Source organism: Nocardioides sp. zg-DK7169 (assembly GCF_013155365.1).
In the GTDB taxonomy this organism is placed as follows: domain Bacteria; phylum Actinomycetota; class Actinomycetes; order Propionibacteriales; family Nocardioidaceae; genus Nocardioides.
Genome location: NZ_JABJRA010000017.1, coordinates 18,728 through 44,746, shown reverse-complemented (window position 1 = coordinate 44,746; position 26,019 = coordinate 18,728). Strand labels below are relative to the sequence as shown.

General features: G+C 73.8%; 28 protein-coding genes. 25 read left to right on the top strand and 3 right to left on the bottom strand.

Annotation, left to right across the window (positions count from 1 at the left end):
* Positions 1–2 precede the first annotated feature (2 nt).
* Genes HOQ23_RS19840 through HOQ23_RS19825 form a run of 4 tightly spaced genes read left to right on the top strand, consistent with a single transcriptional unit; the run spans position 3 to position 5,353 of the window.
* Positions 3–629: an NUDIX domain-containing protein gene (locus HOQ23_RS19840; protein WP_172217232.1), complete on the top strand. Its 627-nt coding sequence runs from the start codon at positions 3–5 to the stop codon at positions 627–629.
* The gene (ald, locus tag HOQ23_RS19835) at positions 626–1,750 is read left to right on the top strand and encodes an alanine dehydrogenase (RefSeq protein WP_172217230.1); all 1,125 of its coding nucleotides are present in this window, start codon (positions 626–628) and stop codon (positions 1,748–1,750) included. The genes HOQ23_RS19840 and ald overlap by 4 nt, the downstream gene beginning before the upstream one ends.
* Complete coding sequence (locus HOQ23_RS19830; RefSeq protein ID WP_172217228.1) at positions 1,743–2,708, top strand: site-specific tyrosine recombinase XerD; 966 nt, start codon at positions 1,743–1,745, stop codon at positions 2,706–2,708. Before ald ends, HOQ23_RS19830 begins: the two co-directional genes overlap by 8 nt.
* Positions 2,708–5,353 carry an RNA helicase gene (locus HOQ23_RS19825; RefSeq protein ID WP_172217226.1) on the top strand — a complete coding sequence of 882 codons (2,646 nt, stop codon included), beginning with the start codon at positions 2,708–2,710 and terminating at the stop codon, positions 5,351–5,353. Before HOQ23_RS19830 ends, HOQ23_RS19825 begins: the two co-directional genes overlap by 1 nt.
* A gap of 12 nt (positions 5,354–5,365) precedes the next feature.
* Here HOQ23_RS19825 and HOQ23_RS19820 read toward each other — a convergent pair whose 3' ends face one another.
* Entirely contained in the window at positions 5,366–6,445 is a 1,080-nt protein-coding gene (locus tag HOQ23_RS19820) for an acyltransferase (RefSeq protein ID WP_172217224.1), read from the bottom strand.
* 106 nt (positions 6,446–6,551) lie between these two features.
* Between HOQ23_RS19820 and HOQ23_RS19815 the strand changes: the two genes are divergently transcribed.
* From HOQ23_RS19815 to HOQ23_RS19755, 13 genes are all read left to right on the top strand, one after another.
* On the top strand, positions 6,552–6,845 hold the full coding sequence (locus HOQ23_RS19815) for a GNAT family N-acetyltransferase (RefSeq protein ID WP_172217222.1): 294 nt from the start codon (positions 6,552–6,554) through the stop codon (positions 6,843–6,845).
* 523 nt (positions 6,846–7,368) lie between these two features.
* Positions 7,369–8,184 (top strand): ParA family protein, encoded by an 816-nt coding sequence (locus tag HOQ23_RS19810; protein WP_253945728.1) that lies wholly within the window; start codon positions 7,369–7,371, stop codon positions 8,182–8,184.
* Positions 8,169–8,591 (top strand): hypothetical protein, encoded by a 423-nt coding sequence (locus HOQ23_RS19805; RefSeq protein WP_172217218.1) that lies wholly within the window; start codon positions 8,169–8,171, stop codon positions 8,589–8,591. The genes HOQ23_RS19810 and HOQ23_RS19805 overlap by 16 nt, the downstream gene beginning before the upstream one ends.
* Entirely contained in the window at positions 8,588–9,445 is an 858-nt protein-coding gene (locus tag HOQ23_RS19800; protein WP_172217216.1) for a ScpA family protein, read from the top strand. The genes HOQ23_RS19805 and HOQ23_RS19800 overlap by 4 nt, the downstream gene beginning before the upstream one ends.
* On the top strand, positions 9,442–10,173 hold the full coding sequence (scpB, locus tag HOQ23_RS19795) for an SMC-Scp complex subunit ScpB (RefSeq protein WP_172217214.1): 732 nt from the start codon (positions 9,442–9,444) through the stop codon (positions 10,171–10,173). Before HOQ23_RS19800 ends, scpB begins: the two co-directional genes overlap by 4 nt.
* Positions 10,170–10,931: a pseudouridine synthase gene (locus HOQ23_RS19790; RefSeq protein ID WP_172217211.1), complete on the top strand. Its 762-nt coding sequence runs from the start codon at positions 10,170–10,172 to the stop codon at positions 10,929–10,931. The genes scpB and HOQ23_RS19790 overlap by 4 nt, the downstream gene beginning before the upstream one ends.
* A gap of 19 nt (positions 10,932–10,950) precedes the next feature.
* A complete protein-coding gene (locus HOQ23_RS19785; RefSeq protein WP_172217209.1) occupies positions 10,951–11,745 on the top strand; it encodes an AraC family transcriptional regulator in 795 nt (264 codons plus the stop codon).
* Positions 11,746–11,749: 4 nt separating this feature from the next.
* Positions 11,750–12,142, top strand: coding sequence for a VOC family protein (locus HOQ23_RS19780; RefSeq protein WP_172217207.1), 393 nt, complete (start codon positions 11,750–11,752; stop codon positions 12,140–12,142).
* Positions 12,143–12,253: 111 nt separating this feature from the next.
* A complete protein-coding gene (locus tag HOQ23_RS19775; RefSeq protein WP_172217205.1) occupies positions 12,254–13,357 on the top strand; it encodes a prephenate dehydrogenase in 1,104 nt (367 codons plus the stop codon).
* 11 nt (positions 13,358–13,368) lie between these two features.
* A complete protein-coding gene (gene cmk, locus HOQ23_RS19770; RefSeq protein WP_367650594.1) occupies positions 13,369–14,055 on the top strand; it encodes a (d)CMP kinase in 687 nt (228 codons plus the stop codon).
* Complete coding sequence (locus tag HOQ23_RS19765) at positions 14,052–14,837, top strand: lysophospholipid acyltransferase family protein (RefSeq protein WP_367650593.1); 786 nt, start codon at positions 14,052–14,054, stop codon at positions 14,835–14,837. The genes cmk and HOQ23_RS19765 overlap by 4 nt, the downstream gene beginning before the upstream one ends.
* A complete protein-coding gene (gene der, locus HOQ23_RS19760) occupies positions 14,834–16,213 on the top strand; it encodes a ribosome biogenesis GTPase Der (protein ID WP_172217203.1) in 1,380 nt (459 codons plus the stop codon). The genes HOQ23_RS19765 and der overlap by 4 nt, the downstream gene beginning before the upstream one ends.
* Before the next feature lie 127 nt (positions 16,214–16,340).
* Positions 16,341–16,901, top strand: coding sequence for a DinB family protein (locus tag HOQ23_RS19755; protein WP_216654470.1), 561 nt, complete (start codon positions 16,341–16,343; stop codon positions 16,899–16,901).
* 30 nt (positions 16,902–16,931) lie between these two features.
* Here the strand turns inward: HOQ23_RS19755 and HOQ23_RS19750 are convergent, their stop codons facing one another.
* A complete protein-coding gene (locus HOQ23_RS19750) occupies positions 16,932–17,369 on the bottom strand; it encodes an Hsp20/alpha crystallin family protein (RefSeq protein ID WP_172217201.1) in 438 nt (145 codons plus the stop codon).
* Positions 17,370–17,451: 82 nt separating this feature from the next.
* On the opposite strand from HOQ23_RS19750, the gene HOQ23_RS19745 reads away from it, so the two are divergent.
* Both HOQ23_RS19745 and HOQ23_RS19740 read left to right on the top strand, forming a co-directional pair.
* Positions 17,452–17,769, top strand: a complete 318-nt coding sequence (locus tag HOQ23_RS19745; protein WP_172217199.1) for a MerR family transcriptional regulator — start codon at positions 17,452–17,454, stop codon at positions 17,767–17,769.
* A gap of 114 nt (positions 17,770–17,883) precedes the next feature.
* A complete protein-coding gene (locus HOQ23_RS19740; protein ID WP_253945724.1) occupies positions 17,884–19,032 on the top strand; it encodes an alcohol dehydrogenase catalytic domain-containing protein in 1,149 nt (382 codons plus the stop codon).
* A gap of 71 nt (positions 19,033–19,103) precedes the next feature.
* Here HOQ23_RS19740 and HOQ23_RS19735 read toward each other — a convergent pair whose 3' ends face one another.
* Complete coding sequence (locus HOQ23_RS19735) at positions 19,104–19,781, bottom strand: HAD family hydrolase (RefSeq protein ID WP_172217195.1); 678 nt, start codon at positions 19,779–19,781, stop codon at positions 19,104–19,106.
* A gap of 87 nt (positions 19,782–19,868) precedes the next feature.
* Between HOQ23_RS19735 and HOQ23_RS19730 the strand changes: the two genes are divergently transcribed.
* From HOQ23_RS19730 to HOQ23_RS19705, 6 genes are all read left to right on the top strand, one after another.
* The gene (locus tag HOQ23_RS19730) at positions 19,869–20,831 is read left to right on the top strand and encodes a TIGR03557 family F420-dependent LLM class oxidoreductase (protein ID WP_172217193.1); all 963 of its coding nucleotides are present in this window, start codon (positions 19,869–19,871) and stop codon (positions 20,829–20,831) included.
* Positions 20,831–21,280 (top strand): SRPBCC family protein, encoded by a 450-nt coding sequence (locus HOQ23_RS19725; protein WP_172217191.1) that lies wholly within the window; start codon positions 20,831–20,833, stop codon positions 21,278–21,280. The genes HOQ23_RS19730 and HOQ23_RS19725 overlap by 1 nt, the downstream gene beginning before the upstream one ends.
* Positions 21,273–22,847, top strand: coding sequence for an NAD(P)/FAD-dependent oxidoreductase (locus HOQ23_RS19720; protein WP_172217189.1), 1,575 nt, complete (start codon positions 21,273–21,275; stop codon positions 22,845–22,847). The genes HOQ23_RS19725 and HOQ23_RS19720 overlap by 8 nt, the downstream gene beginning before the upstream one ends.
* A 68-nt stretch (positions 22,848–22,915) precedes the next feature.
* Complete coding sequence (locus tag HOQ23_RS19715; protein WP_172217187.1) at positions 22,916–23,974, top strand: NAD-dependent epimerase/dehydratase family protein; 1,059 nt, start codon at positions 22,916–22,918, stop codon at positions 23,972–23,974.
* A gap of 54 nt (positions 23,975–24,028) precedes the next feature.
* Positions 24,029–24,823 carry an SDR family oxidoreductase gene (locus HOQ23_RS19710; RefSeq protein WP_172217185.1) on the top strand — a complete coding sequence of 265 codons (795 nt, stop codon included), beginning with the start codon at positions 24,029–24,031 and terminating at the stop codon, positions 24,821–24,823.
* Positions 24,824–24,894: 71 nt separating this feature from the next.
* On the top strand, positions 24,895–26,016 hold the full coding sequence (locus tag HOQ23_RS19705; RefSeq protein WP_216654468.1) for a glycosyltransferase: 1,122 nt from the start codon (positions 24,895–24,897) through the stop codon (positions 26,014–26,016).
* The last annotated feature ends 3 nt before the right edge of the window (positions 26,017–26,019 follow it).

Here is a 26,019-nt window from a genome sequence, read left to right as displayed (position 1 = left end):
CCATGACCGCGATCCCGGACCCGATCTCCGACGTCGACGAGCAGTGGCCGGTGGTCCGCAGCGCCGACCTGCACCGCGACGACTGGATCATGGCGCTGCGCGCGGACTGGGTGGACCGCCCCGACAGCCCCGAGGAGGAGCCGTTCCGGCGCGTGGTGCTCGAGCACCCCGGCGCCGTGATCGTGCTCGCGGTCGACGACGAGGACCGGGTCCTGTGCCTGTGGCAGTACCGCCACGCGGTCGGGCGCCGGTTCCTGGAGCTGCCCGCGGGCCTGTGCGACGTCGAGGGCGAGGACCCGGTGGTCGGCGCGCAGCGCGAGCTGCGCGAGGAGACCGGGTACGCCGCCGAGGAGTGGGAGCACCTGACCTCGGCGTACACCTCGCCGGGGATCCTCTCCGAGGTCATCCACATCTACCTGGCCCGCGGCCTGCGCGAGATCGGGCGCGGCGACTTCGAGCCGCACCACGAGGAGGCCGACATGCAGGTGCTGTGGGTGCCGGCGCAGGAGCTGGTCGAAGGTGTGCTGGACGGGCGCGTCACCGACGCTCCGGTGATCATGGCCACGCTGATCGCCCGCGGGCGCGGGCTGCTGGGTGGCGTCTCGAGCGAGAGGAGCGTGGCGAGATGAAGATCGGTGTCCCCACCGAGGTCAAGGTCCACGAGTACCGCGTCGCCATCACGCCGGTCGGCGTGCACGAGCTCGTCGCCGCCGGGCACGAGGTGCTCATCCAGACCGGCGCCGGCCAGGGCTCGCTGATCACCGACGAGGAGTACGTCGCCGCCGGGGCCCGGCTGTGCCCGGACGCCGACGAGCTGTGGGGGAGCGTCGACCTGGTGCTCAAGGTCAAGGAGCCGGTCGCGGAGGAGTACCACCGGCTGCGCCCGGGGCTGGTGCTCTTCACCTACCTGCACCTGGCCGCCGACCCGCGCCTGACCGAGGAGCTCGTCGCGCGCGAGGTCACCGCGATCGCCTACGAGACCGTGCAGCTGTCCTCCGGGGCGCTGCCGCTGCTCTACCCGATGTCGGAGGTCGCCGGCTGCCTGGCGCCCCAGGTGGGCGCGCACGCGCTGCTGCGTGCCGAGGGCGGGCGCGGCGTGCTGCTGGGCGGCGTGGGCGGCGTCGCGAACGCCAAGGTCGTCGTCATCGGGGGCGGCGTGGCCGGCCAGAACGCCGCCAACATCGCGCTCGGCATGGGCGCGGACGTGACGATCCTCGACAACGACCTGGACAAGCTGCGGATGTCGTTCTGGCGCTACCAGAACCGCGTGCACGGCCTGGCCTCCTCGCGCCTGGCCATCGAGCAGCAGGTGACCGAGGCCGACCTGGTCGTCGGCTCGGTGCTGATCCCCGGGGCGCGGGCGCCCAAGCTGGTGAGCAACGAGCTGGTCGCCGCGATGAAGCCCGGCTCGGTGCTGGTCGACATCGCGATCGACCAGGGCGGCTGCTTCGAGGACTCCCGGCCCACGACCCACGCGGACCCGACGTACACGGTGCACGGCTCGACGTTCTACTGCGTGGCGAACATGCCCGGCGCGGTGCCGAACACCTCGACCTACGCCCTCGCCAACGCCACGCTGCCCTACGTCGTCGCGCTCGCCGGCAAGGGCTGGCACCGCGCGTGCGTCGAGGACGCCGCGCTCGCGCGCGGCCTCAGCACCCACGTCGGCCGGCTGACGAACGCCGCCGTCGGGGAGGCGACCGGGATCGAGGCGATCACCGTGACCGAGGCGCTCGCTGCCGGTGGCTGAGGTCTCCCGGGCGGTCCGCACCTATCTCGACCACCTCTCGGTCGAGCGCGGGCTCGCCGCCAACACGCTCCAGTCCTACCGCCGCGACCTGCGCCGCTACAGCGCCCACCTGGCCGCGGTCGGCATCGACGACCTCGACGCGGTCACCGAGGCGACGGTCGCGGAGTTCCTGGCCCGGCTGCGCGAGGGCGACCCCGAGCACCCGCCGCTGAGCGCGACGTCGGCGGCCCGCACGGTCGTGGCGGTGCGCGGCTTCCACCGCTTCGCGGTGGCCGACGGGCTGGCGCAGACCGACCCGGCGGCCGCGGTGAAGCCGCCGACGCCGGCCAAGCGGCTGCCCAAGGCGCTGCCGCTCTCGGACGTCGAGGCGATCCTGGAGGCGGCCGGCGCCCCGGGCACCGTGCTCGCCCTGCGCGACCGCGCGCTGCTCGAGGTGCTGTACGGCACCGGGGCCCGCATCTCCGAGGCGGTCGGGCTCGACGTCGACGACCTCGACTGGGGGCCCGGGGGACCCGAGGCCTCCGAGACGGGCGGGACGCCCGGGCAGGGGACGGTGCTGCTGCGCGGCAAGGGCGGCAAGGAGCGGCTGGTCCCGGTGGGCTCCTACGCCCGCGAGGCGGTGGCCGCCTACCTGGTGCGCGGGCGCCCGGCGCTGCTGGCCGAGGGACGCGGCACCCCTGCGCTCTTCCTCAACGCCCGCGGCGGCCGGCTCTCGCGCCAGTCCGCCTGGGCGGTGCTCACCAAGGCCGCCGACCGGGCCGGCGTGACCCGCGACGTCAGCCCGCACACGCTGCGCCACTCCTTCGCCACGCACCTGCTCGACGGGGGCGCCGACGTCCGCGTGGTGCAGGAACTCCTGGGGCACGCGTCGGTGACCACGACCCAGGTCTACACACTGGTCACCGTGGACAACCTGCGCGAGGTCTTCGCGACCGCACATCCGAGAGCACGGGACTGATGACTGAGACCAAGACCGACGGTGCCGCCTGGGTCCCCCGGGTCGACGACCCGGACCGCGTCTACGAGGCGATCACCGACTGGGTCGGGCGCCAGGGGCTCGCCCTCTACCCGCACCAGGACGAGGCGATCATCGAGCTGCTGGGCGGGGGCAACGTCATCCTGGCGACCCCGACCGGGTCCGGGAAGTCGCTGGTCGCCATCGGCGCGCACGCCGCGGCGCTGGCCGGCGACCGGGTGAGCTTCTACACCGCGCCGATCAAGGCCCTGGTGAGCGAGAAGTTCTTCGCGCTGTGCGAGGTCTTCGGCGCCGAGAACGTCGGCATGCTGACCGGCGACGCCTCGGTCAACGCCGACGCCCCGATCATCTGCTGCACCGCGGAGGTGCTCGCCAACCTCGCGCTGCGCGAGGGCGCCACCGCCGACGTCGGCCTGGTGGTGATGGACGAGTTCCACTTCTACACCGAGCCGGACCGCGGCTGGGCCTGGCAGGTCCCGCTCCTGGAGCTGCCGCAGGCGCAGTTCCTGCTGATGTCGGCGACCCTCGGCGACGTCAGCGAGCTGGCCCGCGACCTCACCACGCGCAACGGCCGCGAGACCGCCGTCATCGACGACGCCGAGCGCCCGGTGCCGCTGACCTTCAGCTATGCCCTCACCCCGCTCTCCGAGACCCTCGAGGAGCTGGTCACCACCGGGCAGTCCCCGGTGTACGTCGTGCACTTCACGCAGGCCGCGGCCGTCGAGCACGCGACCTCGCTGCTCTCGCCGTCCTCGGGCATCGGCCAGCCCAGCGCCGAGGTGCGCGCCGAGATCGCCGAGCGGATCGGCGCGTTCCGCTTCGGCGCCGGCTTCGGCAAGACCCTCTCCAAGCTGCTGCGTCGCGGGATCGGCGTGCACCACGCGGGGATGCTGCCGCGCTACCGGCGCCTGGTCGAGCAGCTGGCCCAGAGCGGGGTGCTGCGGGTCATCTGCGGCACCGACACCCTCGGGGTGGGCATCAACGTCCCGATCCGCACGGTGCTGTTCACCGGGCTGGCGAAGTTCGACGGCAACCGCCAGCGGATCCTGCGCAGCCGGGAGTTCCTCCAGATCGCCGGGCGCGCGGGTCGCGCCGGCTACGACACCGCCGGGTACGTCGTCGTACAGGCGCCCGAGCACGTGATCGAGAACGAGCGCGCGAAGGCGAAGTCGGCGGCCAAGAACGCCGCGAACCCGAAGAAGAAGTCCAAGGCCCAGCTCAAGAAGGCGCCCGAGGGCGCGGTGGTGTGGAGCGAGCAGACCTTCGACAAGCTCGTCTCCGGCCAGCCCGAGCAGCTGGTCTCGCGGATGAAGGTCGACAACTCGATGCTCATCAACGTCCTGGCCCGCGACGAGGACGCCTTCGCGGTGATGCGCCGCCTGCTCACCGACAACCACGAGGACGAGCGCCAGCAGCGCCGCCTGGCCCGCCGGGCGCTGCGCCTGGCCCGCTCGCTGCTGCACTCCGGGGTGATCACCCGCCTCGACGAGCTCGACGAGCACGGCCGGCGCTACGTGCTCACCGTCGACCTCCCGGTCGACTTCGCGCTCAACCAGCCGCTCGCGCACTTCGCGCTCGCGGCGCTGGACGTGCTCGACCCCGACTCGCCCGACCACGCCCTCGACGTGGTGTCGGTGATCGAGAGCGTGCTCGACGCGCCGCGCCAGATCCTCTTCGCCCAGCAGCACGCCGCCCGCGGCGAGGCGATCGCGGAGATGAAGGCCGACGGGTTGGAGTACGACGAGCGGATGGCGCTGCTGGAGGAGATCACCTGGCCCCAGCCGCTGGCCGAGCTGCTCGGCGCGACGTACGAGATCTACCGCCAGCGCCACCCCTGGCTGCCCGAGGACGCTCTCGGCCCGAAGTCGGTCGTGCGCGAGATGTACGAGCAGGGGATGAGCTTCACCGACTTCGTGCGCCGCTACCAGCTGGCGCGCTCGGAGGGCCTGGTGCTGCGCTACCTCACCGACGCCTACCGCACGCTGCGCCAGACCGTCCCGGAGGCGCACCGCACCGCCGAGCTGGAGGACCTCCAGGAGTGGCTGGGGGAGACGGTGCGCCAGACCGACTCCTCGCTGCTCGACGAGTGGGAGGCGCTCACCGACCCCGCCGCGGTGGAGCGGCGCGCCGCCGAGCTGGCCGAGAACGGCCCGCCCACCTCCGCGCGCCCGATCTCGCGGCAGGAGCGGGCCTTCGCGGTGATGGTCCGCAACGCGATGTGGCGCCGCGTCGAGCTGGTCGCCCGCGACGACCTGGACGGCCTGATGGCCCTCGAGCGCGCCGCCGCCGACCGCACCGAGCCCGCGCGCGAGGTCGTGATGACCCGCTCCGCGTGGGACCGCGCGATCGAGGACTACTACGCCGAGCACGACCGGGTGGAGACGGCGGGCGACGCCCGCGGCCCGCAGCACCTGGTGGTCGAGCACGCGACCGGGGTCCCGCTGGGCGTGGACCCCGACGAGCACGAGGAGGCCCGCCCCGGCGGCTCCCGGCTGTGGCGGGTGCGCCAGACCATCGAGGACCCCGAGGGCCACCACGACTGGGTGATCGAGGCCGTCGCGGACCTCGACGCCTCCGACGAGGCGGGCGAGCTGGTGCTGGCGACGGAGGCGATGCGGCGGCTGTGAGGTCGCGACGCCTCAGACAGGCGCCGCGACGCGGTCCTTGGCCCGCAGGAAGGGCTGCTCGACGAGGCGGAAGCTCAGTGCCGCGAGGGTGAACGTCAGCACCACCTGGGCGGGGACCATCAGCGGCCCGGGGAGCGGGCTGGCGACCACCACCCCGACCACCGGGAGGTTCCAGAGGTACAGGCCGTAGGAGCGTCGCCCGATCCAGCCGAGGAGCGGCGTCGAGCCGAGCCTCGCCAACGGCTGGTCGGGATGCTGCACCAGACCGGCGATGAGCACGGCGGCGGCCAGCGCGACCAGGGTGGAGCCGCCGCCGAGGTAGAGCGGCTGCCCCAGCTCGCCGGGCAGGAGGCTGAAGAGCACGAACGAGAGGGCGGCGAGCGTCGTCGCCCGGCTGCCGACACGGATCATGCCCGCCCGCAGGAGCAGCGCCAGGAGGCAGCCGATGAGCAGCTGCTCGGCGCGGGTGTCGGGGGCGTAGTAGATCCGGGCCGGGCTCCAGTCCGTCGCGTACGCAGCGAGCAGGCGCCAGACCACGGCCAGCCCGGTCAGGAGCGCCACCGCGACTACCGGACGCCGGCGACGGGCGACGAGCACCAGCGCCAGCGGCCACACGAGGTAGAAGTACTCCTCCACGGCGAGCGACCAGGTGTGCAGCATCCAGCCCAGCACGGTGCCGGAGGCCGCGACGGGCGAGGAGGTGTAGGTCAGCGCGGTGAAGATGCCGAGGAGCGAGTCGTCGCGGTGTGCCAGGCCGGGGACCAGCCAGAAGACGAGCCCGGCCACGAGGCACACCGTGAGGAGGGCCGGGAAGAGCCGCAGCGCTCGCCGCAGGTAGAACCTGCCGAGCGCGACCCGGCCGGTCCGGCCCACCTCCCGAGCGAGGATGCCGGTGATCAGGAAGCCGCTCAGCACGAAGAACAGGTCGACGCCGATGTAGGCGCTCGGCATGAGGTCCTCACGGGCGTGGAACGCCACGACCGCCAGCACCGCGACGGCGCGGACCCCGTCCAGGCTCGCCACGTGGGTGGCGGCGGGGTCGACCGGGTCGTGGGGCTGCGGGCCTCTGAGCCGGAGCTCTGCGGATGTCATGCGCCAGACCGTGTGCGGTACGGGTGAGAGCGCGGTGCACCGACGCGTGCGGCTACCGCAATCTGGTGAGCCCGTGGTCGCTCGGGCCGCGGGCTAGGGTCTGGGCATGAGTGAGATCGACGTCGCTGACGCACCCGAGAACAGCCGCTACGAGGCCCGCATCGACGGGGAGCTGGCCGGCTTCGCCGACTACGTGCTGCGCGAGGGCCGCATCGTGTTCACCCACACCGAGGTCGACGACGCGTTCGAGGGCCGGGGCGTGGGCTCCGCGCTCGCCCGCGGCGCGCTGGACGACGTACGACGCTCGGGGGAGCGCGAGGTGGTGCCGATGTGCTCCTTCATCAAGGGCTGGATCGACAAGCACCCCGACTACACCGACCTGGTCGCCGACCCGGTCTGAGCAGCCCCACCGCTCGGCCCAGCCGTCGCGCCGCGCCACGAGCGCCGACTCGGCGCGCCACAAGGGCCGACTCGGCGCGCCACGAGGGCCGACTCAGCGCGCCACAAGGGCCGACTCGGGGTGATTTCCTCCACAGGTCTGTGCACAGGGGAGGGGTGGCCTGTGCACGGCCCGTGGGGGCTCTGCACAGATGTCGGCCGCGCGAAGGCCGGGGGGCTGGAGCGCTTGTTCGGCGTCGGCGGGCGGTCCTAGGCTCCCCGAGTCGGTCACAAGTCGTCGTGTCGACATAATGGGACGGGAGCAGCAGATGAGCGATGGCGGTATCCACTTCGGGTCCGGCGCCCCGGAGATGCCCCCGCTGGTGCGCACCCCGCGCCCGACCCCGCCGGCAGCACCGGCACCACCGACCCCTTCCGGAGATGACCACGTGTCCGACCCCCTGCCGTTCGAGCAGCCCCTCGTGCCCGAGCGACCCACCGCCGCCCCGACGCCGGAGGTGGTGCTCGGCCCCACCGGACGTCCGATGCCGGTGATCCCCGAGCCCAAGCCGCTCACCGAGCACGGCAACGGCCGGGTGATCGCGATGTGCAACCAGAAGGGCGGCGTCGGCAAGACCACCACGACGATCAACCTCGGTGCCGCACTGGCCGAGTACGGCCGCAAGGTGCTGCTCGTCGACTTCGACCCGCAGGGCTCGCTCTCCGTCGGCCTGGGCCTGAACCCGCACGAGATGGACTTCACCGTCTACAACCTGCTGATGGAGCGCGACGTCCACGTCGACGACGTCATCGTGCCGACCAACGTGCCGGGCATGGACCTGCTGCCCTCCAACATCGACCTCTCCGCCGCCGAGGTGCAACTGGTCCACGAGGTCGCCCGCGAGCAGACCCTGGCGCGCGTGCTCGGCCCCGCGGTCAAGAACTACGACGTCGTCCTGATCGACTGCCAGCCCTCGCTCGGCCTGCTCACCGTCAACGCGCTCACCGCCGCCGACGGCGTGATCGTGCCGCTGGAGTGCGAGTACTTCGCGCTGCGCGGCGTGGCGCTGCTGAAGACGACCATCGACAAGGTCCAGGAGCGGCTCAACCCGCGCCTGGAGGTCGACGGCGTGCTCGGCACCATGTTCGACGGGCGCACCCTGCACGGCCGCGAGGTCATGGAGCGTCTCGTGCAGGCGTGGGGCGACAAGGTGTTCCACACCGTCATCCGACGCACCGTGAAGTTCTCCGACTCCACCGTCGCCGGCGAGCCGATCACCTCCTACGCCTCGAGCTCGAACGGCGCGGAGGCCTACCGCCAGCTCGCCCGGGAGGTGCTCGCACGTTGTCTCGACGGGTGAGCCTGCCCTCGGCCGACGACCTGTTCCGGCCGACGGTCCCGCAGGCCGAGGCCACCCCGCCCCGGCCCCCGGCGGTGCGCGCCGTGCCCGACGCCGTACCGGACCGGGCCCCTGCCACCGACGCTGCCGACGCCGGCGCTGCCGACGCCGGCGCGGTCGACGCCGCGAAGCCGGCCAGGAAGCCGCGCAAGCCCAGCGGCCGGGTGCGCCACGACGAGAAGATGACCGTCTACGTCACCTCCGAGGAGCTGCTCGAGATCGAGCACGCCCGGCTCGCGCTGCGCCGCTCGCACGGCCTGGCGGTCGACCGCGGCCGGCTGGTGCGGGAGGCGGTCTCGCTGGTCCTGGCCGACCTCGAGGCGAACGGCGAGGACAGCATCCTCGTGCGCCGGCTGAGCGAGGGATGACCACGCCCGCCGCCACCTCCGACGACGCGGGCCGCGCCGGGTTCGAGGTGCGGCTGGACAACTTCGAGGGCCCCTTCGACCTGCTGCTGAACCTGATCGCCAAGCACCGCCTCGACGTCACCGAGGTCGCGCTGTCGCGTGTCACCGACGAGTTCATCGCCCACGTCAGGGCCGGAGGACCGGTCTGGGACCTGGAGCAGACGACGTCGTTCCTGCTGGTCGCCTCCACCCTGCTCGACCTCAAGGCCGCACGGCTGCTGCCGCAGGGCGACGTCGAGGACGAGGAGGACCTGGCGCTCCTCGAGGCCCGCGACCTGCTCTTCGCCCGGCTGCTGCAGTACAAGGCGTTCAAGACCGTCGCGGCCGCCCTGGGCGAGCGGCTCACCGGCGAGGCGCGGCGCCACCCGCGCGCGGTCGGGCTGGAGGAGCGCTACGCCGGGCTGCTGCCGGAGGTCCTGATCGGGATCGGCCTGGAGCAGTTCGCCGCCCTCGCGGCGCGCGCCCTGGCACCCAAACCGGTGCCGCAGGTGGGCCTGGCCCACATCCACGCCCCGCAGGTGAGCGTGCGCGAGCAGGCCGCGATCGTCGTGGAGCGGCTGCGCCGCCACGGCGCGATGACCTTCCGGGCGCTGTGCGGGGACTCCCCGGACCGGCTGACCACCGTGGCGCGGTTCCTGGCGCTGCTGGAGCTGTTCCGTGAGAGCGCGGTGGCCTTCGACCAGGTCACCCCGCTCGGCGAGCTGACCGTGCGCTGGACCGGCGACGACGGGGACGGCGTGGAGGTGGTCGACCTGATCAACGACGAGTTCGACGGCGCCCCGCCCGAGGCGCCCACCGAGGGGGACCAGCCATGAGCGAGCCGACCGACAGCGCCCCCGAGGCCCCGGAGGTCCCGGAGGTCCCGGAGGCCCCGGAGGTCCCAGCGACCGCCCTGCGGCCCTCGCTGGAGGCGGTCCTGATGGTCGCCGACCAGCCCCTGGACGCCCCGACCCTCGCGACCGCGGTCGGGCACCCGGTCGAGGACGTGGTGGCCGCGCTCCAGCTGCTCGCCGAGGAGTACGCCGAGCAGGACCGCGGCTTCGAGCTGCGCCACGTGGCCGGTGGCTGGCGCTACTACACCCGGCCCGAGCACGCCGCGGTCGTCGAGCGGTTCGTGCTGGAGGGCCAGCAGGCGCGGCTGACCCAGGCGGCGCTGGAGACCCTCGCCGTGGTGGCCTACCAGCAGCCGGTCTCGCGCGCCCGGGTCTCGGCGATCCGCGGCGTCAACGTCGACGGGGTGATGCGCACCCTGCTGACCCGCGGCCTGGTCGAGGAGGCCGGCCAGGACCGGGAGACCGGTGCGAACCTCTACCGGACCACGGGATACTTCCTGGAGCGGATCGGCGTCACCTCCCTCGACGACCTCCCCGAGCTCGCGCCGTACCTGCCCGACCTCGACGACCTGGACGACATGGAGGAGGAGCTGGCCGCCATGACCGCTCCCTCCGCGGCGCCCTCGGCCGCGAGCGGCGCCGCCGCGAGCAGCCCCACTTCCACCGACACCCCCACCGACAGCAGCAACCCGAAGGACATGACGACGTGAGCCCCCAGATCGAGACCGACGACGACGGCCTGATCCGCCTGCAGAAGCTGCTGGCGCAGTCCGACGTGGCCTCCCGGCGCAAGTGCGAGCAGCTGATGCTCGACGGGCTGGTCGTGGTCGACGGCGAGGTCGTCACCCGGCTGGGCACCAAGGTGGACCCGCGCACCGCGGTGATCCACGTCGACGGCAAGCGGCTGCCGCCGATCTCGGAGAAGGTCTACCTGGTGCTGAACAAGCCGCGCGGGGTCGTCTCCACGATGTCGGACCCCGAGGGCCGACGCACCATCTCCGACCTGGTCGCGGACCGCCCCGAGCGGCTCTTCCACGTCGGGCGCCTCGACACCGACACCTCCGGGCTGCTGCTGCTCACCAACGACGGCGACTTCGCCAACCGGATGGCGCACCCCTCCTACGAGGTCGACAAGACCTACGTCGCGGAGGTGGAGGGCACCATCAGCCGGGCCACCGTGAAGCGCCTCCTCGACGGGGTCACCCTCGAGGACGGGCCGGTGACGGTGAAGAAGGCCCGCCTGATCGGCGGCAACCAGAAGGCGTCGGGCAGCTCGATCATCGAGCTGGTCATCCACGAGGGCCGCAACCGGATCGTGCGCCGCCTCCTCGACGAGGTGGGCCACCCGGTGCGCCGGCTGACCCGCACCGCCTTCGGCCCGGTGCTGCTGATGGGCATGAAGCCGGGCGACATCCGCGACCTCAGCCGCGAGGAGCTCGGGCTGCTGCTCGACAGCGCCAAGCTCTGAGCCGCCGTACGGTGGGGGGATGGGCAGCCCGGTCCACCCCGCGCTCGCGCCGTACGTCGCCTCGCTGACGGCGTACGACGTCGACCTCGGCGCGCCGGGCGTGCACCGCGGGCTGCCCGGCACCACCCTCACCCTGGTGCTGCCGGTGGGCGAGCCGCTGGACGTCGGCTGGGCCGGCACGCCCGCGGCCCGGGCGCGGCGCTGGTCCACGGTCTCGGGGCTGCACGTCGGCCCCGCCCAGATCCACCACGACGGGCACCAGACCGGGGTGCAGCTGGAGCTCACCACCGCAGGCGCCCGCGCGCTGCTCGGGGTCCCGGCGGCGGCGCTGGCCGGTGCGCTGGTCGAGCTCGGGGATGTCGACCCCGCCCTGCGGCACCTGCCCGAGCAGCTGGCCGGCACCCGGGCCGAGGACCGCGGGGCCGTGGTGCAGCAGGCGCTGCTGGCCCGGCTGCGAGGAACGGCGGCGGCGCCGCGCGCGGAGGTCGGGCGCGCCCTGGCCGCCCTCACCCGAGGCGCCCGGGTCGAGCAGGTCGCCGCGGAGGTCGGCTACTCCCGCCGGCACCTCGCCGACCTGGTGCGCGCCGAGTGCGGGCTCACCCCGCGCTCCCTGCGCCGGCTGGGCCGCTTCGAGCGCTCACGCGGCGTGGTCGGCGCGATGCCGCTGGCCGAGGCGGCGTACCGCTGCGGCTACGCCGACCAGGCCCACCTGACTCGCGAGTGGGTCGCACTGGCCGGCTGCGCCCCGACGACCTGGCTGCGCGAGGAGTTCCCGTTCGTTCAAGACCGGGGGAGCGGTCTCGACGCAGGCTGAACCCATGAGCAACGCAACCGACATCCGACTCTGGCACACCCTGAGCTTCTCCGACGCCGACGCGGCGATCGCGTGGTTGAGCGCGATCGGCTTCGTCGAGCACGCGACCTACCGCGACGAGTCCGACCCCGGCACCGTGGTCCACGCCGAGTGGCTGTGGCCCGGGGGCGGCGGGATCATGTTCGGCAGCCGGCGCCCCGACGCGGCCGTCGACAACGTCGGGGGCTCCGCGGCCTACCTGGTCACCCCCGACCCGGACACCGTCTTCGCCAAGGCCGTCGCGGCCGGCGCCACGGTGCTGCGCGAGATGGTCGACCAGGACTACGGCGGGCGCGGCGGCAGCGTGCTGGACCCCGAGGGCAACCACTGGTCCTTCGGCGACTACCAGCCCGGCTGAGCGCCGTCCCCGGCCCGCGGGTGCGGGTGTCCAGCGGCCCGCACCCGGCCGCGCCGCCCGGACGCGCGCCAGTAGCCTTGCCCGGTCAGGCAGCCGGAGGCAGGGAGCGACGTGGCGCACGCAGACAGTGACGGCCCCAGCGGGCCGAGCGAGCTGAGCGGACCGGTGGAGGTCGTCGGCGCGGGGCTGCTCGGCACCTCGATCGCGCTGGCGTGCCGCCGGGCCGGGCTCGAGGTCCTGCTCAGCGACATCTCCTCCGAGCACCTGCGCACCGCCTCCGGGCTCGGCGCCGGACGCCCGCGCCGCGACGAGGACCGCCCCGCGCTGGTCGTGGTCGCGGTGCCGCCGGACCACCTGGGCGAGGCGATCGGCGAGGCACTGGACCGCACCGCGGGCACCGGCGCGGTCGTCACGGACGTCGGCTCGGTCAAGGGCCGCCCGGTCGCCGCGGTCGCCGCGCACCCCGGTGTGGGGCGCTACGTCGGCAGCCACCCGATGGCCGGCAGCGAGCGCTCCGGCCCGCTCGCCGGCAGCGCATCGCTCTTCGACGGCCGCCCGTGGGCGATCACCCCGCACCCCGGCTCCGACGTCGACGCCGTCGAGGTGGTCGAGGCACTGGTACGCCTGTGCGGCGCGACGCCGGTGTGGCTGACCCCCGAGGAGCACGACCGGGCCGTCGCGCGCACCTCCCACGTGCCGCACCTGATGGCGGCGACCGTCGCCTCGCGGCTGGCCGTCGCGCCCGAGAACCACCTCGCGCTGTCCGGGCAGGGCGTGCGCGACGTCACCCGGGTGGCCGGCGGCGACCCCGCGCTCTACGGCCAGATCGTGTCCGGCAACGCGGAGGCGGTGCTCGCGCTGCTCGGCGAGGTCCGCGACCAGTTGGACCGGGTGATCGAGGCGATCGGCGCCGGTGACCGCGCGGCGCTGGAGTCGCTGCTGGCCGAGGGCGTCGCCGGCACCCGGGCGATCCCGGGCAAGCACGGCGGGCCTCCGCGCCCGATGGGCTCGGTGTGGGTCTCGGTGCCCGACGTCGCGGGCGAGCTGGCCCGGCTGCTGGCCGACGCCGTCGCCAGCGAGGTCAACATCGAGGACATCCGCATCGACCACGACCCCGCCCGACCGGTCGGACTCGTGGAGCTCGTGGTCGAGGAACCCCGCGTCGAGCGGCTGCTGGTCTCCCTGGAGTCTCGCGGCTGGGTCACTCACCGGTAGGCTCACCCCCCGTGAGCAACGGGATCGTCAACGGAATCGTCGTGGCCGTGGACGGGCCGTCCGGCTCGGGCAAGTCCAGCACCTCGCGCGGCGTCGCCGCCCGCCTCGGGCTGCGCTACCTCGACACCGGCGCGATGTTCCGCGCGATGACCTGGGCGATGCTGCGTGACGGCGTGGACATCCACGACGCCGCGGCGCTCGCCGCCCGCGCCGGCGCCCCGCGCATCGAGTCCGGCACCGACCCACTCGGCCCCACGATCGCCGTGGACGGCACCGACGTCGCCGAGGCGATCCGCACCGAGGAGGTCACCCGCGCGGTCAGCCCCGTGAGCGCGGTGCCCGAGGTGCGCGCCCGGCTGCTGGAGCTGCAGCGCCGCGTCATCGCGGACGCCACCGGCACCGGGCCCGGGATCGTGGTCGAGGGCCGCGACATCGGCTCGGTCGTTGCGCCCGACGCACCGGTCAAGGTCTACCTCACCGCGGACCCCGCCGCCCGCGCCGCGCGCCGCGCCGCCGAGGAGGGCGGCTCCGACCTCGCCGCCACCGAGCAGCTGCTGCTGAGCCGCGACAAGATCGACTCCTCGAGGGCCACGGCCCCGCTGGTGCGCGCCGACGGCGCGGTCCACATCGACACCACGCCGTACACGCTCGACGAGGTGGTCGACCAGGTCGTCGCGCTGGTGAGAGCGGTCGAGTGAGCGGCCCCCGCCAGGCGCGACCGTGCACGACGCACGGGGCGCTGCCACGCAGCACCGGGGTCCGCCACCCGTTCCGCGGCGCACTGCACGGACCGCTGCGTCCGTTCGCACGGTTCCTGATCCGGCGCCGCTACGACGTGCACGTGCACGGCGGCGAGCTGATCCCGCGCACCGGTCCGGTGATCTTCGCGGCCAACCACATCGGCATCGCCGACGGCCCGTTCCTGGCGATCCTCACGCCGCGGCGCCCGGTGCACGCGCTGACCAAGATCGAGATGTTCCACGGACCGCTGGGCGCCTTCCTGCGCTTCGCCGGGCAGATCCCGCTGGACCGCTTCCACAGCGACCCGCGTGCGGTGAAGACCTGCCTGCGGGTGCTGCGCGACGGCCATCCGGTCGGCATCTTCCCCGAGGGGCGGCGCAACACCGGCGACCTGTCGCGCTTCCACCGCGGCGCGGGCTACCTCGCGCTGGTCTCCGGAGCCCCCGTCGTTCCGGTGATCATGCTGGGCACCCGCCCGCCCGGCGGGCACCGCTCGTCGCTGCCGCCGAAGGGCGGTCGCGTCGACCTGGTGTTCGGCCCGCCCTACCACTGTGATCCTGTCCCGTGGCCCCGAACCCGGGAACAGGTGGAGCGCACGTCGTTGTTGCTCCGTGAGCACATGCTGGTCCACCTGGACCATGCCCTGGCCCTGACCGGGCAGTCGCTGCCCGGTCCGTTGCCTGGCGATGAGAAGGACCCCGACCCCGACACGGGGGTCACCGACCGAGGAGCACCATGACCGAGGGCTACGACCTGCCCGAGCACGACACCGACCCGACGACCGACGGGGGCGCGTCCGGACCGGTGCCCGTCCTTGCCGTCGTGGGACGTCCGAACGTCGGCAAGTCGACGCTCGTCAACCGCATCATCGGCCGCCGCGAGGCGGTCGTGGAGGACATCCCCGGCGTCACCCGCGACCGGGTCTCCTACGACGCCAACTGGAACGGCCGCGCCTTCACCGTCGTCGACACCGGCGGCTGGGACCCCGACGCGCAGGGCCTCGCCCTGTCGATCTCGGCGCAGGCCGAGGTGGCGGTCAGCCTGGCCGACGCGGTGCTGTTCGTCGTCGATGCGACCGTCGGCATCACCGACTCCGACGAGGCGGTCGTCAAGATCCTGCGCAAGTCCGGCAAGCCGGTCGTGCTGGCCGCCAACAAGGTCGACGACCAGCGCACCGAGGCCGAGGCCTACGGCCTGTGGAACCTCGGTCTCGGCGAGCCGTACCCGGTCTCCGCCCTGCACGGCCGCGGCTCCGGCGACATGCTGGACGCCGTGCTCGCCGCGCTGCCCGAGCCGCCCCCGCAGCCCGAGGCCGAGGTCGGCGGCCCGCGCCGCATCGCGATCGTCGGCAAGCCCAACGTCGGCAAGTCCTCGCTGCTGAACAAGCTGGCGGGGGAGAACCGCGTGGTCGTCGACAACGCCGCCGGCACCACCGTCGACCCGGTCGACGAGCTGATCGAGCTCGGTGGCAAGACCTGGCGCTTCATCGACACCGCCGGCATCCGCAAGCGCGTGAAGTCCGCGTCGGGCCACGAGTACTACGCCTCCCTGCGCACCACCACCGCGATCGACCGCGCCGAGGTGGCCGTGCTGGTCGTCGACGGCGGGGAGTCGATCTCCGAGCAGGACATCCGCATCATCCAGACCGTCCGCGACGCGGGCCGGGCCCTGGTCATCGCCTTCAACAAGTGGGACCTGGTCGACGAGGAGCGCCGCTACTACCTCGAGCGCGAGATCGAGCGCGAGCTCGTGCAGGTGCAGTGGGCGCCGCGGATCAACATCACCGCGCGCACCGGCTGGCACATCGACCGGCTGCTGCCGGCGCTGGAGAAGGCGCTGGCCGGCTGGGAGACCCGCGTGGGCACCGGCGCGCTCAACACCTTCCTGGGCCGCCTGGTCGCCGAGCACCCGCACCCGGTGCGCAGCGGCAAGCAGCCCAAGATCCTCTTCGGCACCCAGCCGACCACCGCGCCGCCGACGTTCGTGCTGTTCACCTCAGGCAAGCTCGACGCCTCCTACGAGCGGTTCATCGAGCGCCGCCTGCGCGAGGAGTTCGGGTTCGCCGGTACGCCGATGGTGATCCTGCTGGGGGTGCGGGAGAAGCGCAAGCGCTGATCTGACGCCTCGTCGGGCGGGCGGGTCGAGGGCGATGTGGCCTCGACCCGCCCGCCCGCTGCATTTCTGGCAACGGGGAGTCGACTGAGGTCAGAAGCTGACCGCTTCGGCTCCTAGCGTGGTCGACATGACACACGACACAGTGAACCCCGATCAGACCACCCCCCAGATGAGCGCCGAGCGCCGCGACCTGCTGGACCTGCTGGGCAAGCACCGCGGCTTCCTGCGCTACGCCGTCGCCGGCGTGAGCGACGCGCAGGCCGCGACCCGGCCGACCGCGAGCGAGCTGTGCCTCGGCGGCGTGCTCAAGCACGTCACGGCCACCGAGCGGAACTGGGCCGACTTCGTCGTCAACGGTGCGGGGGACGCCGTCGACTGGGAGTCGGTCGACTGGGCCGACCCGCCGCCGGAGATCCTCGCCCACCAGGCGGAGTTCCAGATGACCGGTGAGGACACCGTCGCCGGCCTGCTCGCGGCGTACGACGAGGTCGCCGCGGCCACCGATGAGCTGGTGGCCAGCGTCGATCTCGACCGCGCGCAGCCGCTGCCGCAGGCACCGTGGTTCGAGGCGGGCGCGTCGTGGACGGCGCGGCGCGCCTTCTTGCACATCGTGGCGGAGACCGCCCAGCACGCCGGGCACGCCGACATCATCCGCGAGACGATCGACGGTCAGAAGACGATGGGCTGAGGGGGGGCCGGCGCGGGCGGCCACCGAGGCTCAGGCGTTGATCGCGGCGCGGCCCTCTCCGTCGTCCTCGGACCCGCCGGCGATCTGGATCTTGCGGGGCTTGGCCTTCTCCGCGACCGGGACGACCAGGCGGAGCATGCCGTCGGCGTAGGTCGCCTCGATCTGCTGCAGGTCGAGGTTGTCCCCGAGCACCAGCTGGCGGCTGAAGACGCCGGTGGGCCGCTCGGAGGCGAGCATCTCGGCGTCACCGGCGCGCGTGGTGCGCTCGGCGCGGATGGTCAGCACGTTGCGCTCGACGTCGAGGTCGATGCTCTCGCGCTGCACGCCGGGCAGGTCGAACTCGATGACGAAGCGGTCGCCCTCGCGCCACGCGTCCATCGGCATCACCGCGGGGCGGTTCGAGGTGCCGAGGACCTGCTGGGCGAAACGGTCGAGGTCACGGAACGGATCGGTCGTACGAAGCAACATCACATGCCCTCCTGGGTGCTGGGGTCCGCGGACTCCCGCCGTGGACCTGTAACGGCTGTTAGAGATTTCTTATACTCAGGGCATGACGACAACGCAAGCGGGTGATCGCCGCCGCGGCGTGTTCGCGATCTCGGTCGCCGCGGACATGGTGTCCATGCAGATCCAGAACCTGCGGGTCTACGAGCGCCGCGGCCTCGTCGAGCCGGACCGGACGCCGGGCGGCTCGCGCCTCTACAGCCCCGACGACATCGACCGGCTGCACCGCATCCGCGACCTGCTCGCCGACGGGCTCAACCTGGCCGGTGTCGCGCGCGTGCTCGCCCTGGAGGAGCGGGTGCGGGTGCTGGAGGAGCGGCTGCGCCGCCACGAGCGCTCCAGCCGCTCCGGCGGGGAGGGCTGAGGCGGGGCCGGGGCATCCGCACGGGCTGCTCGGGTACCGGCCGGGCTCACCCACCCGAGCCCCGACACCGGAGGTATGCAAGTGCGAGCAGTCACGTGGCAAGGCCGGCAGGACATGCGCGTCGAGGAGGTTCCCGACCCCACGATCCAGGAGCCGACCGACGCGATCGTGCGCATCACGAGCACCGGGCTGTGCGGTTCCGACCTGCACCTGTACGACCCGCTGACCCCGTTCATGACGCCCGGCGACATCGTCGGCCACGAGCCGATGGGCGTCGTCGTGGAGGTCGGGCCCGGGGTCCGCGAGCTCAAGGCCGGCGACCGGGTGGTGGTGCCGTTCAACGTCAGCTGCGGCTCGTGCTGGATGTGCTCCCACCAGCTGCACAGCCAGTGCGAGACCACCCAGAACCGAGACCAGGGCACCGGCGCCAGCCTCTTCGGCTTCAGCAAGCTCTACGGCCAGGTCCCGGGCGGGCAGGCCGAGCTGCTCCGGGTGCCGTTCGCCGACTTCCTCCCCGTCAAGGTCCCGGACGGCCCGCCGGACGAGCGCTTCCTCTACCTCTCCGACGTGCTCCCCACCGCCTGGCAGGGCGTGGAGTACGCCGCGGTGCCCGACGGCGGCACGCTGCTCGTGCTCGGCGCCGGGCCGATCGGCGACATGGCGGCGCGGATCGCGCTGGACCGCGGTCACCGGGTGGTCGTCGCGGACCGGGTCCCCGAGCGCCTGCACCGGGTCGCGGCCCGGGGCGCCGAGGCCGTCGACATCGACAAGGTCGACGACGTGCCGGGCCTGATCCGCGAGCTCACCGGCGGCCGCGGGGCCGACTCCGTCATCGACGCGGTCGGCATGGAGGCCCACGGATCCCCGGTCGCGGAGACCGCGCAGCGGGCGCTGGGCCTGCTGCCCAAGAAGGTCCAGGAAGCGGTGATGACCAGGGCTGGCGTCGACCGGCTGAGCGCGCTGTACCTCGCCATCGAGAGCGTGCGCCGCGGCGGCACGATCTCCATCTCCGGGGTCTACGGCGGGGCCGCCGACCCGATGCCGCTGATGCAGATGTTCGACAAGCAGATCCAGCTGCGGATGGGTCAGTCCAACGTGCGCTCCTGGACCGACGACATCCTCGAGGTGCTGAACCAGGACGAGGACCGCCTCGGCGTGGAGGACTTCGCCACCCACCGGCTGCCGCTGGACGAGGCGCCGGAGGCCTACGCGAAGTTCCGCGACAAGGCCGACGGCATGGTGAAGGTCGTCTTCAAGCCCTGACGGACGGGCTGGACCGTGACGGTCGAGCCTGTCGGGACCGCGGTCTCGACGGGCTCGACCGACGGGGTGGGCTACGCCGGGTGCAGGGGCGAGAGGTGGGCCTCCCAGTCGATGTCCAGCAGGTCGCCCGGTCCGTCGACGACCGCGGCCGCGCCGGCGGCGAGCAGCTCCTCGCGTCCGAATCCGCCGGAGAGGACCCCGAGGCAGCGCAGGCCGGCGCGGCCCGAGGCCTCCACGTCGTACGGCGTGTCGCCGACGAACACCGCCCGCTCGACGCCGCCGAGGCGCGACAGCGTCTCACCGACCAGGTCCGGCTCGGGCTTGGAGGCCTCGACGTCCTCGGAGGTGGTGAGCAGCTCGACGTCATCGCCGATCCCGACCAGCTCGACGGCCTCCCGGGAGAACTGCGGGTCCCCGGAGGAGGCCAGGGCGACCCGGTGGCCGCGCGCCCGCAGCCCGCGGACCAGGTCGGCGGCGCCGGGCAGCGCGAGGACCTCCTCGCGCACCGCGGCGTACTCCTCCTTCCAGGCGTCTCGCAGCTTGTCACCGGAGCGCTGCTCGACCTCCTCCCCGGCGACGTGGGCGACGAGCTTGTCGCCGCCCATGCCGATGGTGCGGTGGATGCGCCAGATCGGTGGGGCGCTCTCGTGGCGCGCGAACGCACGGTGCCACGCCAGGGCGTGGTGGTAGGTCGAGTCGACGAGGGTCCCGTCGATGTCCAGCAGCACGGCGGTGGTGGAGTCGCTCATCGCGGGCCGGTACCCCGTCGTGGCGCCGCATGTCCCGGGTCTCCTCGGGTTACCGCGGTCACGACCAGGAACCAACGAGGAGAGCGGATGCGCATCGGGTTCTTCCTGTCCACAGAGGAGTACACCCCCGCCGAGCTGGTCGCCCAGGCCCGCGCGGCCGAGGAGGCGGGCTTCGCTGGCCTGTGGATCAGCGACCACTTCCACCCCTGGAACAACGAGCAGGGCAACAGCGCGCACGTGTGGAGCGTGATCGGCGCGGTCAGCCAGGTCTGCGACCTGCACGTCACCACCGCCGTCACCTGTCCCACGGTGCGGCTGCACCCCGCGATCGTCGCCCAGGCCGCCGGCACCTGCGCGGAGCTCCTGAAGGGCCGCTTCACCCTCGGCGTCGGCACGGGGGAGGCGCTCAACGAGAGCATCCTCGGCGGGCCCTGGCCCGGCGCCGACGTACGCCTGGAGATGCTGGAGGAGGCAGTGGAGGTGATCCGCCGGCTGTGGACCGGCGAGGTGGTCAGCCACCGCGGGCGCCACTACACCGTCGAGCACGCCCGGATCTACAACGTGCCCGAGACCCCGCCGGAGATCTTCGTGTCGGCCTTCGGGCCCAAGGCGGTCGAGGTCGCCGCGCGCATCGGCGACGGCTACATCGGCACATCCCCGGACGCCGAGCTGGTCGCGGCCTTCAAGCAGGCCTCCGGTGGCCGGCCGGCGCAGGGCGGTGCGAAGGTCGCCTTCGCACCCACCAAGGAGGAGGGCTGGGAGCACGCCCACCGGCTGTGGCCCAACGCCGGCCTGCCGGGGGAGATGGCGCAGATCCTCCCGACGCCCGAGCACTTCGAGCAGGCCACCCAGCTGGTCACCATGGAGTCCACCCGCGAGTCCGCGGTCGCCGGCAACGACCTGGACGACCACCTCGACCTCGTGCGGGAGTACGCCGAGGCGGGCTACGACGAGCTCTACCTGGCCAACATGGGGCCGCACACCCTGGAGATGATCGAGTTCTACGGCACCCACGTGCTGCCCGCAGTGGACGAGGAGAGGACCCGCTGATGTCGACCAACGAGACGGTGATCCACGCCAGCCCCGAGCGCGTGTGGGAGGTGCTCGCCGACGGCTGGACCTACCCGCTGTGGGTCGTGGGCGCGTCCCGGATGCGCGCGGTCGAGCCGAGCTGGCCGGAGGTGGGCGCCCGGCTGCACCACTCGGTCGGCACCTGGCCGGTGCTGATCGACGACTACACCGAGGTCACCGACGTCGACCCCGGGGTCTCGCTGAGCCTGCGGGCCCGCGCCCAACCCAGCGGCGTCGCCTCGGTGACGCTGCGCCTGGAGCCGCACGGCCCCGACACCCGGGTGGTGATGGAGGAGGACCTGGTCTCCGGCCCGGGCACGCTGATGCCGAAGCCGCTGCGCGACGCCTCGCTGGCGTGGCGCAACAACGAGAGCCTGCGGCGCCTCGCCTACGTCGCCGAGCGCCCGGTCACGGCCCCCAGTGACTGACTGGGACGCGGTCGTCGTCGGCGCCGGGCCCAACGGCCTGGTCGCGGCGAACCTGCTCACCGACGCCGGCTGGTCGGTGCTCGTCCTCGAGGCGCAGGAGACGCCGGGCGGCGCCGTGCGCAGCGACCGCGACGTGCACCCGGACTTCGTGCACGACACGATGAGCTCCTTCTACCCGCTCGCGGCGGCCTCGCCGGTGGTGCGCGGGCTGGGGCTCGAGGAGCACGGGCTGGCCTGGAGCCACGCCCCGGGCGTGCTGGGCCACTTCCACCCGGGGTCCGAGAGCTGGGCGGTCCTGCACCGCGACCGTGAGGTCACCGCACGCGGTCTCGAGCAGCTGCACCCCGGCGACGGCGAGGCCTGGCTGGAGCTGTGCCGCACCTGGGACGTCATCGGCGACTCGGTCGTCGGGGCGTTGCTCTCGCCGTTCCCGCCGGTGCGCAGCGGCGTCTCCGCGGCGCTCGCCGTACGCCGGGCCGGCGGGCTCGACCTGGTCCGCACCCTGCTGACGCCGGCGTCCGCGCTGGCGCGCGAGCGCTTCGGCGGCGAGCCGGGGCGGCTCCTCATGGCCGGCAACGCCAGCCACGCCGACATCCCGCTCGACGCCCCCGGCTCCGGGCTGATGGCCGTGCTGCTGGCGATGCTCGGCCAGACGGTCGGGTGGCCGGTGCCCCAAGGCGGGGCCGGTCGCCTGGCCGAGGCGCTGGTGCGCCGCCTGGAGTCCCGGGGCGGCACGCTGCGCTGCGCAGCAGAGGTCGTCGGGATCGAGGTGGACCGGGGCCGGGCCCAGGGGGTGCGGCTCGCCGACGGCGAGCGGATCCGGGCCCGCGCGGTCCTCGCCGACGTCTCCGCGCCGCTGCTGTACGGCGGCCTGGTGCGCCCCGAGGACCTGCCGGCGCGCACCCTGCGCCGGATGGAGGGCTTCGAGCTGGACCCCTCCACGATCAAGGTGGACTGGGCGCTGTCCGGCCCGGTGCCGTGGGCGGTCGAGCCGTCGCACGCGCCGGGCACGGTGCACGTCGCGGACTCGGTGGCCGAGCTGACGGAGACCTACGCCCAGATCGAGGCCGGCGCGGTGCCGTCGCGACCGTTCCTCCTGCTGGGGCAGATGACCACCACCGACCCGGGTCGCTCGCCGGCCGGGACCGAGTCGGTCTGGGCCTACACCCACATGCCCCAGAAGGTGCTGCGCGACGCCGGTGAGGACAAGATCACCGGCCGCTGGGACCACGACGACCTGGAGCGGATGGCCGACCGGATGCAGGCGCGCGTCGAGCGCCTCGCGCCCGGGTTCGGGGACCGGGTGCAGGCGCGCCGGATCCTGGGCCCCCACGAGCTCGAGGCGCGCAACGCGAACCTCATCGGCGGGGCCATCGGCGGCGGCACGGCGCAGCTGCACCAGCAGCTGGTCTTCCGCCCGGTGCCGGGCACCGGGCGCCCCGAGACCCCGGTGCGCGGGCTCTTCCTCGCCTCCGCCTCTGCCCACCCCGGCGGCGGCGTGCACGGGGCGGCCGGCAGCAACGCCGCTCGCGCGGCCCTGCTCGCCCGGCGGCTGCGCCGGGTGTAGCCGAGACGTCACATGCCCGCGGGGCCGGCGGGTACCGAGCCGGCCCCGGCCCTGATCGAGGAGGATCCATGCGCGTGGTCGTCACCGGTGCGTCCGGCAACGTCGGTACGGCGCTCGCGCGGCGGCTGCGCGCGGGCGGTCACGAGGTCGTCGGCATCGCCCGCCGCCCGCCGGCCCCGGGTGCCGACGACGGCCCGCAGGAGTGGGTGCGCGCCGACCTGTCGCGCGAGTGCCACGACGAACTGGTCGCCGCCTTCCGCGGCGCGGACGCCGTCGTGCATCTGGTGTGGGGCTTCCAGCCCACCCACCGCATCGACTACCTCGAGGAGGTCGGGGTCGGCGGGACCCGGCGGGTGCTCGACGCGGTCGCCGCCGCCGGGGTGGGACAGCTGCTGCACCAGTCCTCGATCGGGGCGTACTCGCCGCGCCTGGACGACCGGCCGGTCACCGAGGACTGGCCCACGGGTGGGATCCAGGCCTCGCCGTACAGCCGGCACAAGGCCGCCGCCGAGCGGCTGCTCGACGACTTCGAGGCCGGGCACGGTGTGGTGCTCACCCGCACCAGGCCCGGGATCATCGGCCAGCGCAGCGCCAGCAGCGCCCAGCTGCGCTACTTCCTGCCCACGGTGGTGCCCGCGCGGGTGCTGCGCCACGTGCCGGTGCTGCCGCTGGACCGCCGGGTGACCCTGCAGGTGGTGCACGCCGACGACGTCGCCGACGCGATGACGCGGATGCTCCAGGCGCGGGCGCCGGGGGCGTTCAACCTGGCGACCGATCCGGTGCTGGACCACGGCGACATCGCCGGGGTGCTGGGCGCCCGGCCGGTGCACGTGCCGTTCCCGGTGCTGCGGGCCGCCGCGGACCTGTCCTGGCGCGCCCACCTCCAGCCGATCGACGCGGGCTGGCTGGACATGGCGTACGGCGTCCCGGTCCTCGACACGACCCGGGCACGCACCGAGCTCGGCTGGGAGCCGCGGAAGGCCGCGCACGACGTCCTGGCCGAGGCGGTCGCGGGCATGGCGGACGCGGCTCATGGCGACGCCGAGGTGCTGCGCGAGCGCACCATCGCCGACGGGCTGCGCCGGGCCGTGCGCCAGGGCACGGTGAGCCGGCGCCGGATGCCCTGAGGCCTCCCCGGGGCCGGGGGCGCATGCGCGCCGCCGCGGTGGAGACCGGGCGGCATGGACTCCCACACCGACGCCCCGCTCGCCCTGGTCACCGGTGCCTCGACCGGTATCGGACGGGCCCTGGCCCGCCAGTTCGTCGATCACGGCTTCGACGTCGTGGTGGTCGCGGAGGAGGACCGCATCCACGACGTCGCCCGTGAGCTCGAGTCGTCGGGGCGCCGGGTGGTGCCGGTGCTCGCCGACCTGCGCACCCCCGGCGGGGTCAACAGCACCTGGGCGGCGGTGGACGCCGTCGGTGCCCGGTTGGAGGCGGTCGCGCTCAACGCCGGGGTCGGCGTGAGCGGCCGCTTCGACCAGATCCCGTTGCAGGACGACCTCGGCCTGATCGACCTCAACGTCCGCTCGACCGTGCACCTGGCCAAGCTCGCGACCCGCGTGATGGTCCCCGCGGGGCGCGGCCGGGTCCTCATCACCTCCTCGATCGCCGCCGTCGCGCCCGGGCCGTTCCAGGCGACGTACGCCGCCTCGAAGGCGTTCGTGCACTCCTTCGCCGAGGGACTGCGCCGGGACCTGCGCGACACCGGGGTGACGGTGACCTCGATGATGCCCGGCCCGACCGACACCGAGTTCTTCGCGCGCGCCGACATGGAGGACACCAGGCTGGGTCAGATGAAGGACAAGGACGACCCGGAGACCGTCGCGAAGGAGGGCTTCGAGGCGATGATGGCCGGGCGCTCGAGCGTGGTGCCGGGGTCGTTCAAGAACCGGCTCCAGGCCGAGATCGGCACCCACCTGCCCGATGCGCTCGCCACGCCCCTCCTGGCCCGGCTGACGAAGCCGCGCGACTGAGCGGAGGTGGCGGGAGCGAGGTCACCCATTTGGGGGTCGTGCCGCGGGATGCGCTCGGGTACTTCGAGCCAGTGACCACCACCAGCAGCGCCCCCGGACGGCACCGGAGCGCGACCCCCCACGACCGGCCGGTCCGGGTGGCGTCGGTGCCCTCCGGGCACGTCTACGTCCGCCACCTCGCCCCCGAGCACGGCACCGCGCCGTACCGCCTCCCCGACCCGGACCCGGCCCACCCCGACCGTCCGGCCGGGGCGACCTGGTGGCCGCCGGTGATGCTGGACCCGGAGTGGGCCGCGAGCGCGGACTTCGACCTGTTCCACCTGCACTTCGGCTTCGACGCCTGCGACCCCGCCCGGCTGCGCGAGCTCGTCGCGGTGCTGCGCGAGCGCGGCGCGCCGTTCGTCTACACCGCCCACGACCTGCGCAACCCCCACCACCTCGACCGGGCGGCCCACGACGCGCACCTCGACGTGCTGGTCCCGGCCGCGGACGCGCTGGTCACTCTCACCGAGGGCGCGGCACGGGAGATCGAGCGGCGCTGGGGACGCGAGGCGATCGTGCTGCCGCACCCGCACGTCGTCGAGCTGTCCACGATGGCCCGGCTCCAGCGCGAGCGCGCGGCCCGCACCGGAGCGCCGTTCCGGGTCGGCGTGCACGTGAAGAGCCTGCGCGCCAGCATGGACCCGCTGGCGGTCCTGCCGACCCTGGTCGAGACGGTGGCGGCGCTGCCCGACGCGGTGCTGCAGGTCAACGGCCACCGCGACGTGCTCGACGACGACGGCGCCCGCCGCGACCCCGAGCTTGCGGACTACCTGCACGCCGAGGCCGGGCGCGGCCGCCTCGAGCTGCACGTCCACGACTTCCTGCCCGACGACGAGCTGTGGCGCTACCTGTCCTCGCTGGACGTCTCGGTGCTGCCCTACCGCTTCGGCACCCACTCGGGATGGCTGGAGGCCTGCCGCGACCTGGGCACCACGGTGGTGGCGCCCAGCTGCGGCCACTTCGCCGACCAGGGACCCGTGCTGGGCTACGTCCACGACGAGGACGGCGTCGACACCGCCTCGCTCGCCGCCGCGGTGCGCGAGGCCTGGAGCGAGCGCCCCCGCCTCGGCGCCAGCGTGGAGTCGCGGCGCGCCCAGCGCGCCGCGGTGGCCGCCGCCCACGACGCCCTCTACCGCTCGTTGCTCGGGTGAGTG

Excerpts from the sequence above, each read along its gene's own strand:
- HOQ23_RS19840 (WP_172217232.1), top strand. The coding sequence starts at position 3 with ATGACCGCGATCCCGGACCCGATCTCCGACGTCGACGAGCAGTGGCCG.
- ald (WP_172217230.1), top strand. The coding sequence starts at position 626 with ATGAAGATCGGTGTCCCCACCGAGGTCAAGGTCCACGAGTACCGCGTC.
- HOQ23_RS19825 (WP_172217226.1), top strand. The coding sequence starts at position 2,708 with ATGACTGAGACCAAGACCGACGGTGCCGCCTGGGTCCCCCGGGTCGAC.
- HOQ23_RS19820 (WP_172217224.1), bottom strand. The coding sequence starts at position 6,445 with ATGACATCCGCAGAGCTCCGGCTCAGAGGCCCGCAGCCCCACGACCCG.
- HOQ23_RS19815 (WP_172217222.1), top strand. The coding sequence starts at position 6,552 with ATGAGTGAGATCGACGTCGCTGACGCACCCGAGAACAGCCGCTACGAG.
- HOQ23_RS19810 (WP_253945728.1), top strand. The coding sequence starts at position 7,369 with ATGCCGGTGATCCCCGAGCCCAAGCCGCTCACCGAGCACGGCAACGGC.
- HOQ23_RS19800 (WP_172217216.1), top strand. The coding sequence starts at position 8,588 with ATGACCACGCCCGCCGCCACCTCCGACGACGCGGGCCGCGCCGGGTTC.
- scpB (WP_172217214.1), top strand. The coding sequence starts at position 9,442 with ATGAGCGAGCCGACCGACAGCGCCCCCGAGGCCCCGGAGGTCCCGGAG.
- HOQ23_RS19785 (WP_172217209.1), top strand. The coding sequence starts at position 10,951 with ATGGGCAGCCCGGTCCACCCCGCGCTCGCGCCGTACGTCGCCTCGCTG.
- HOQ23_RS19780 (WP_172217207.1), top strand. The coding sequence starts at position 11,750 with ATGAGCAACGCAACCGACATCCGACTCTGGCACACCCTGAGCTTCTCC.
- der (WP_172217203.1), top strand. The coding sequence starts at position 14,834 with ATGACCGAGGGCTACGACCTGCCCGAGCACGACACCGACCCGACGACC.
- HOQ23_RS19755 (WP_216654470.1), top strand. The coding sequence starts at position 16,341 with ATGACACACGACACAGTGAACCCCGATCAGACCACCCCCCAGATGAGC.
- HOQ23_RS19750 (WP_172217201.1), bottom strand. The coding sequence starts at position 17,369 with ATGTTGCTTCGTACGACCGATCCGTTCCGTGACCTCGACCGTTTCGCC.
- HOQ23_RS19745 (WP_172217199.1), top strand. The coding sequence starts at position 17,452 with ATGACGACAACGCAAGCGGGTGATCGCCGCCGCGGCGTGTTCGCGATC.
- HOQ23_RS19740 (WP_253945724.1), top strand. The coding sequence starts at position 17,884 with ATGCGCGTCGAGGAGGTTCCCGACCCCACGATCCAGGAGCCGACCGAC.
- HOQ23_RS19735 (WP_172217195.1), bottom strand. The coding sequence starts at position 19,781 with ATGAGCGACTCCACCACCGCCGTGCTGCTGGACATCGACGGGACCCTC.
- HOQ23_RS19730 (WP_172217193.1), top strand. The coding sequence starts at position 19,869 with ATGCGCATCGGGTTCTTCCTGTCCACAGAGGAGTACACCCCCGCCGAG.
- HOQ23_RS19725 (WP_172217191.1), top strand. The coding sequence starts at position 20,831 with ATGTCGACCAACGAGACGGTGATCCACGCCAGCCCCGAGCGCGTGTGG.
- HOQ23_RS19715 (WP_172217187.1), top strand. The coding sequence starts at position 22,916 with ATGCGCGTGGTCGTCACCGGTGCGTCCGGCAACGTCGGTACGGCGCTC.
- HOQ23_RS19710 (WP_172217185.1), top strand. The coding sequence starts at position 24,029 with ATGGACTCCCACACCGACGCCCCGCTCGCCCTGGTCACCGGTGCCTCG.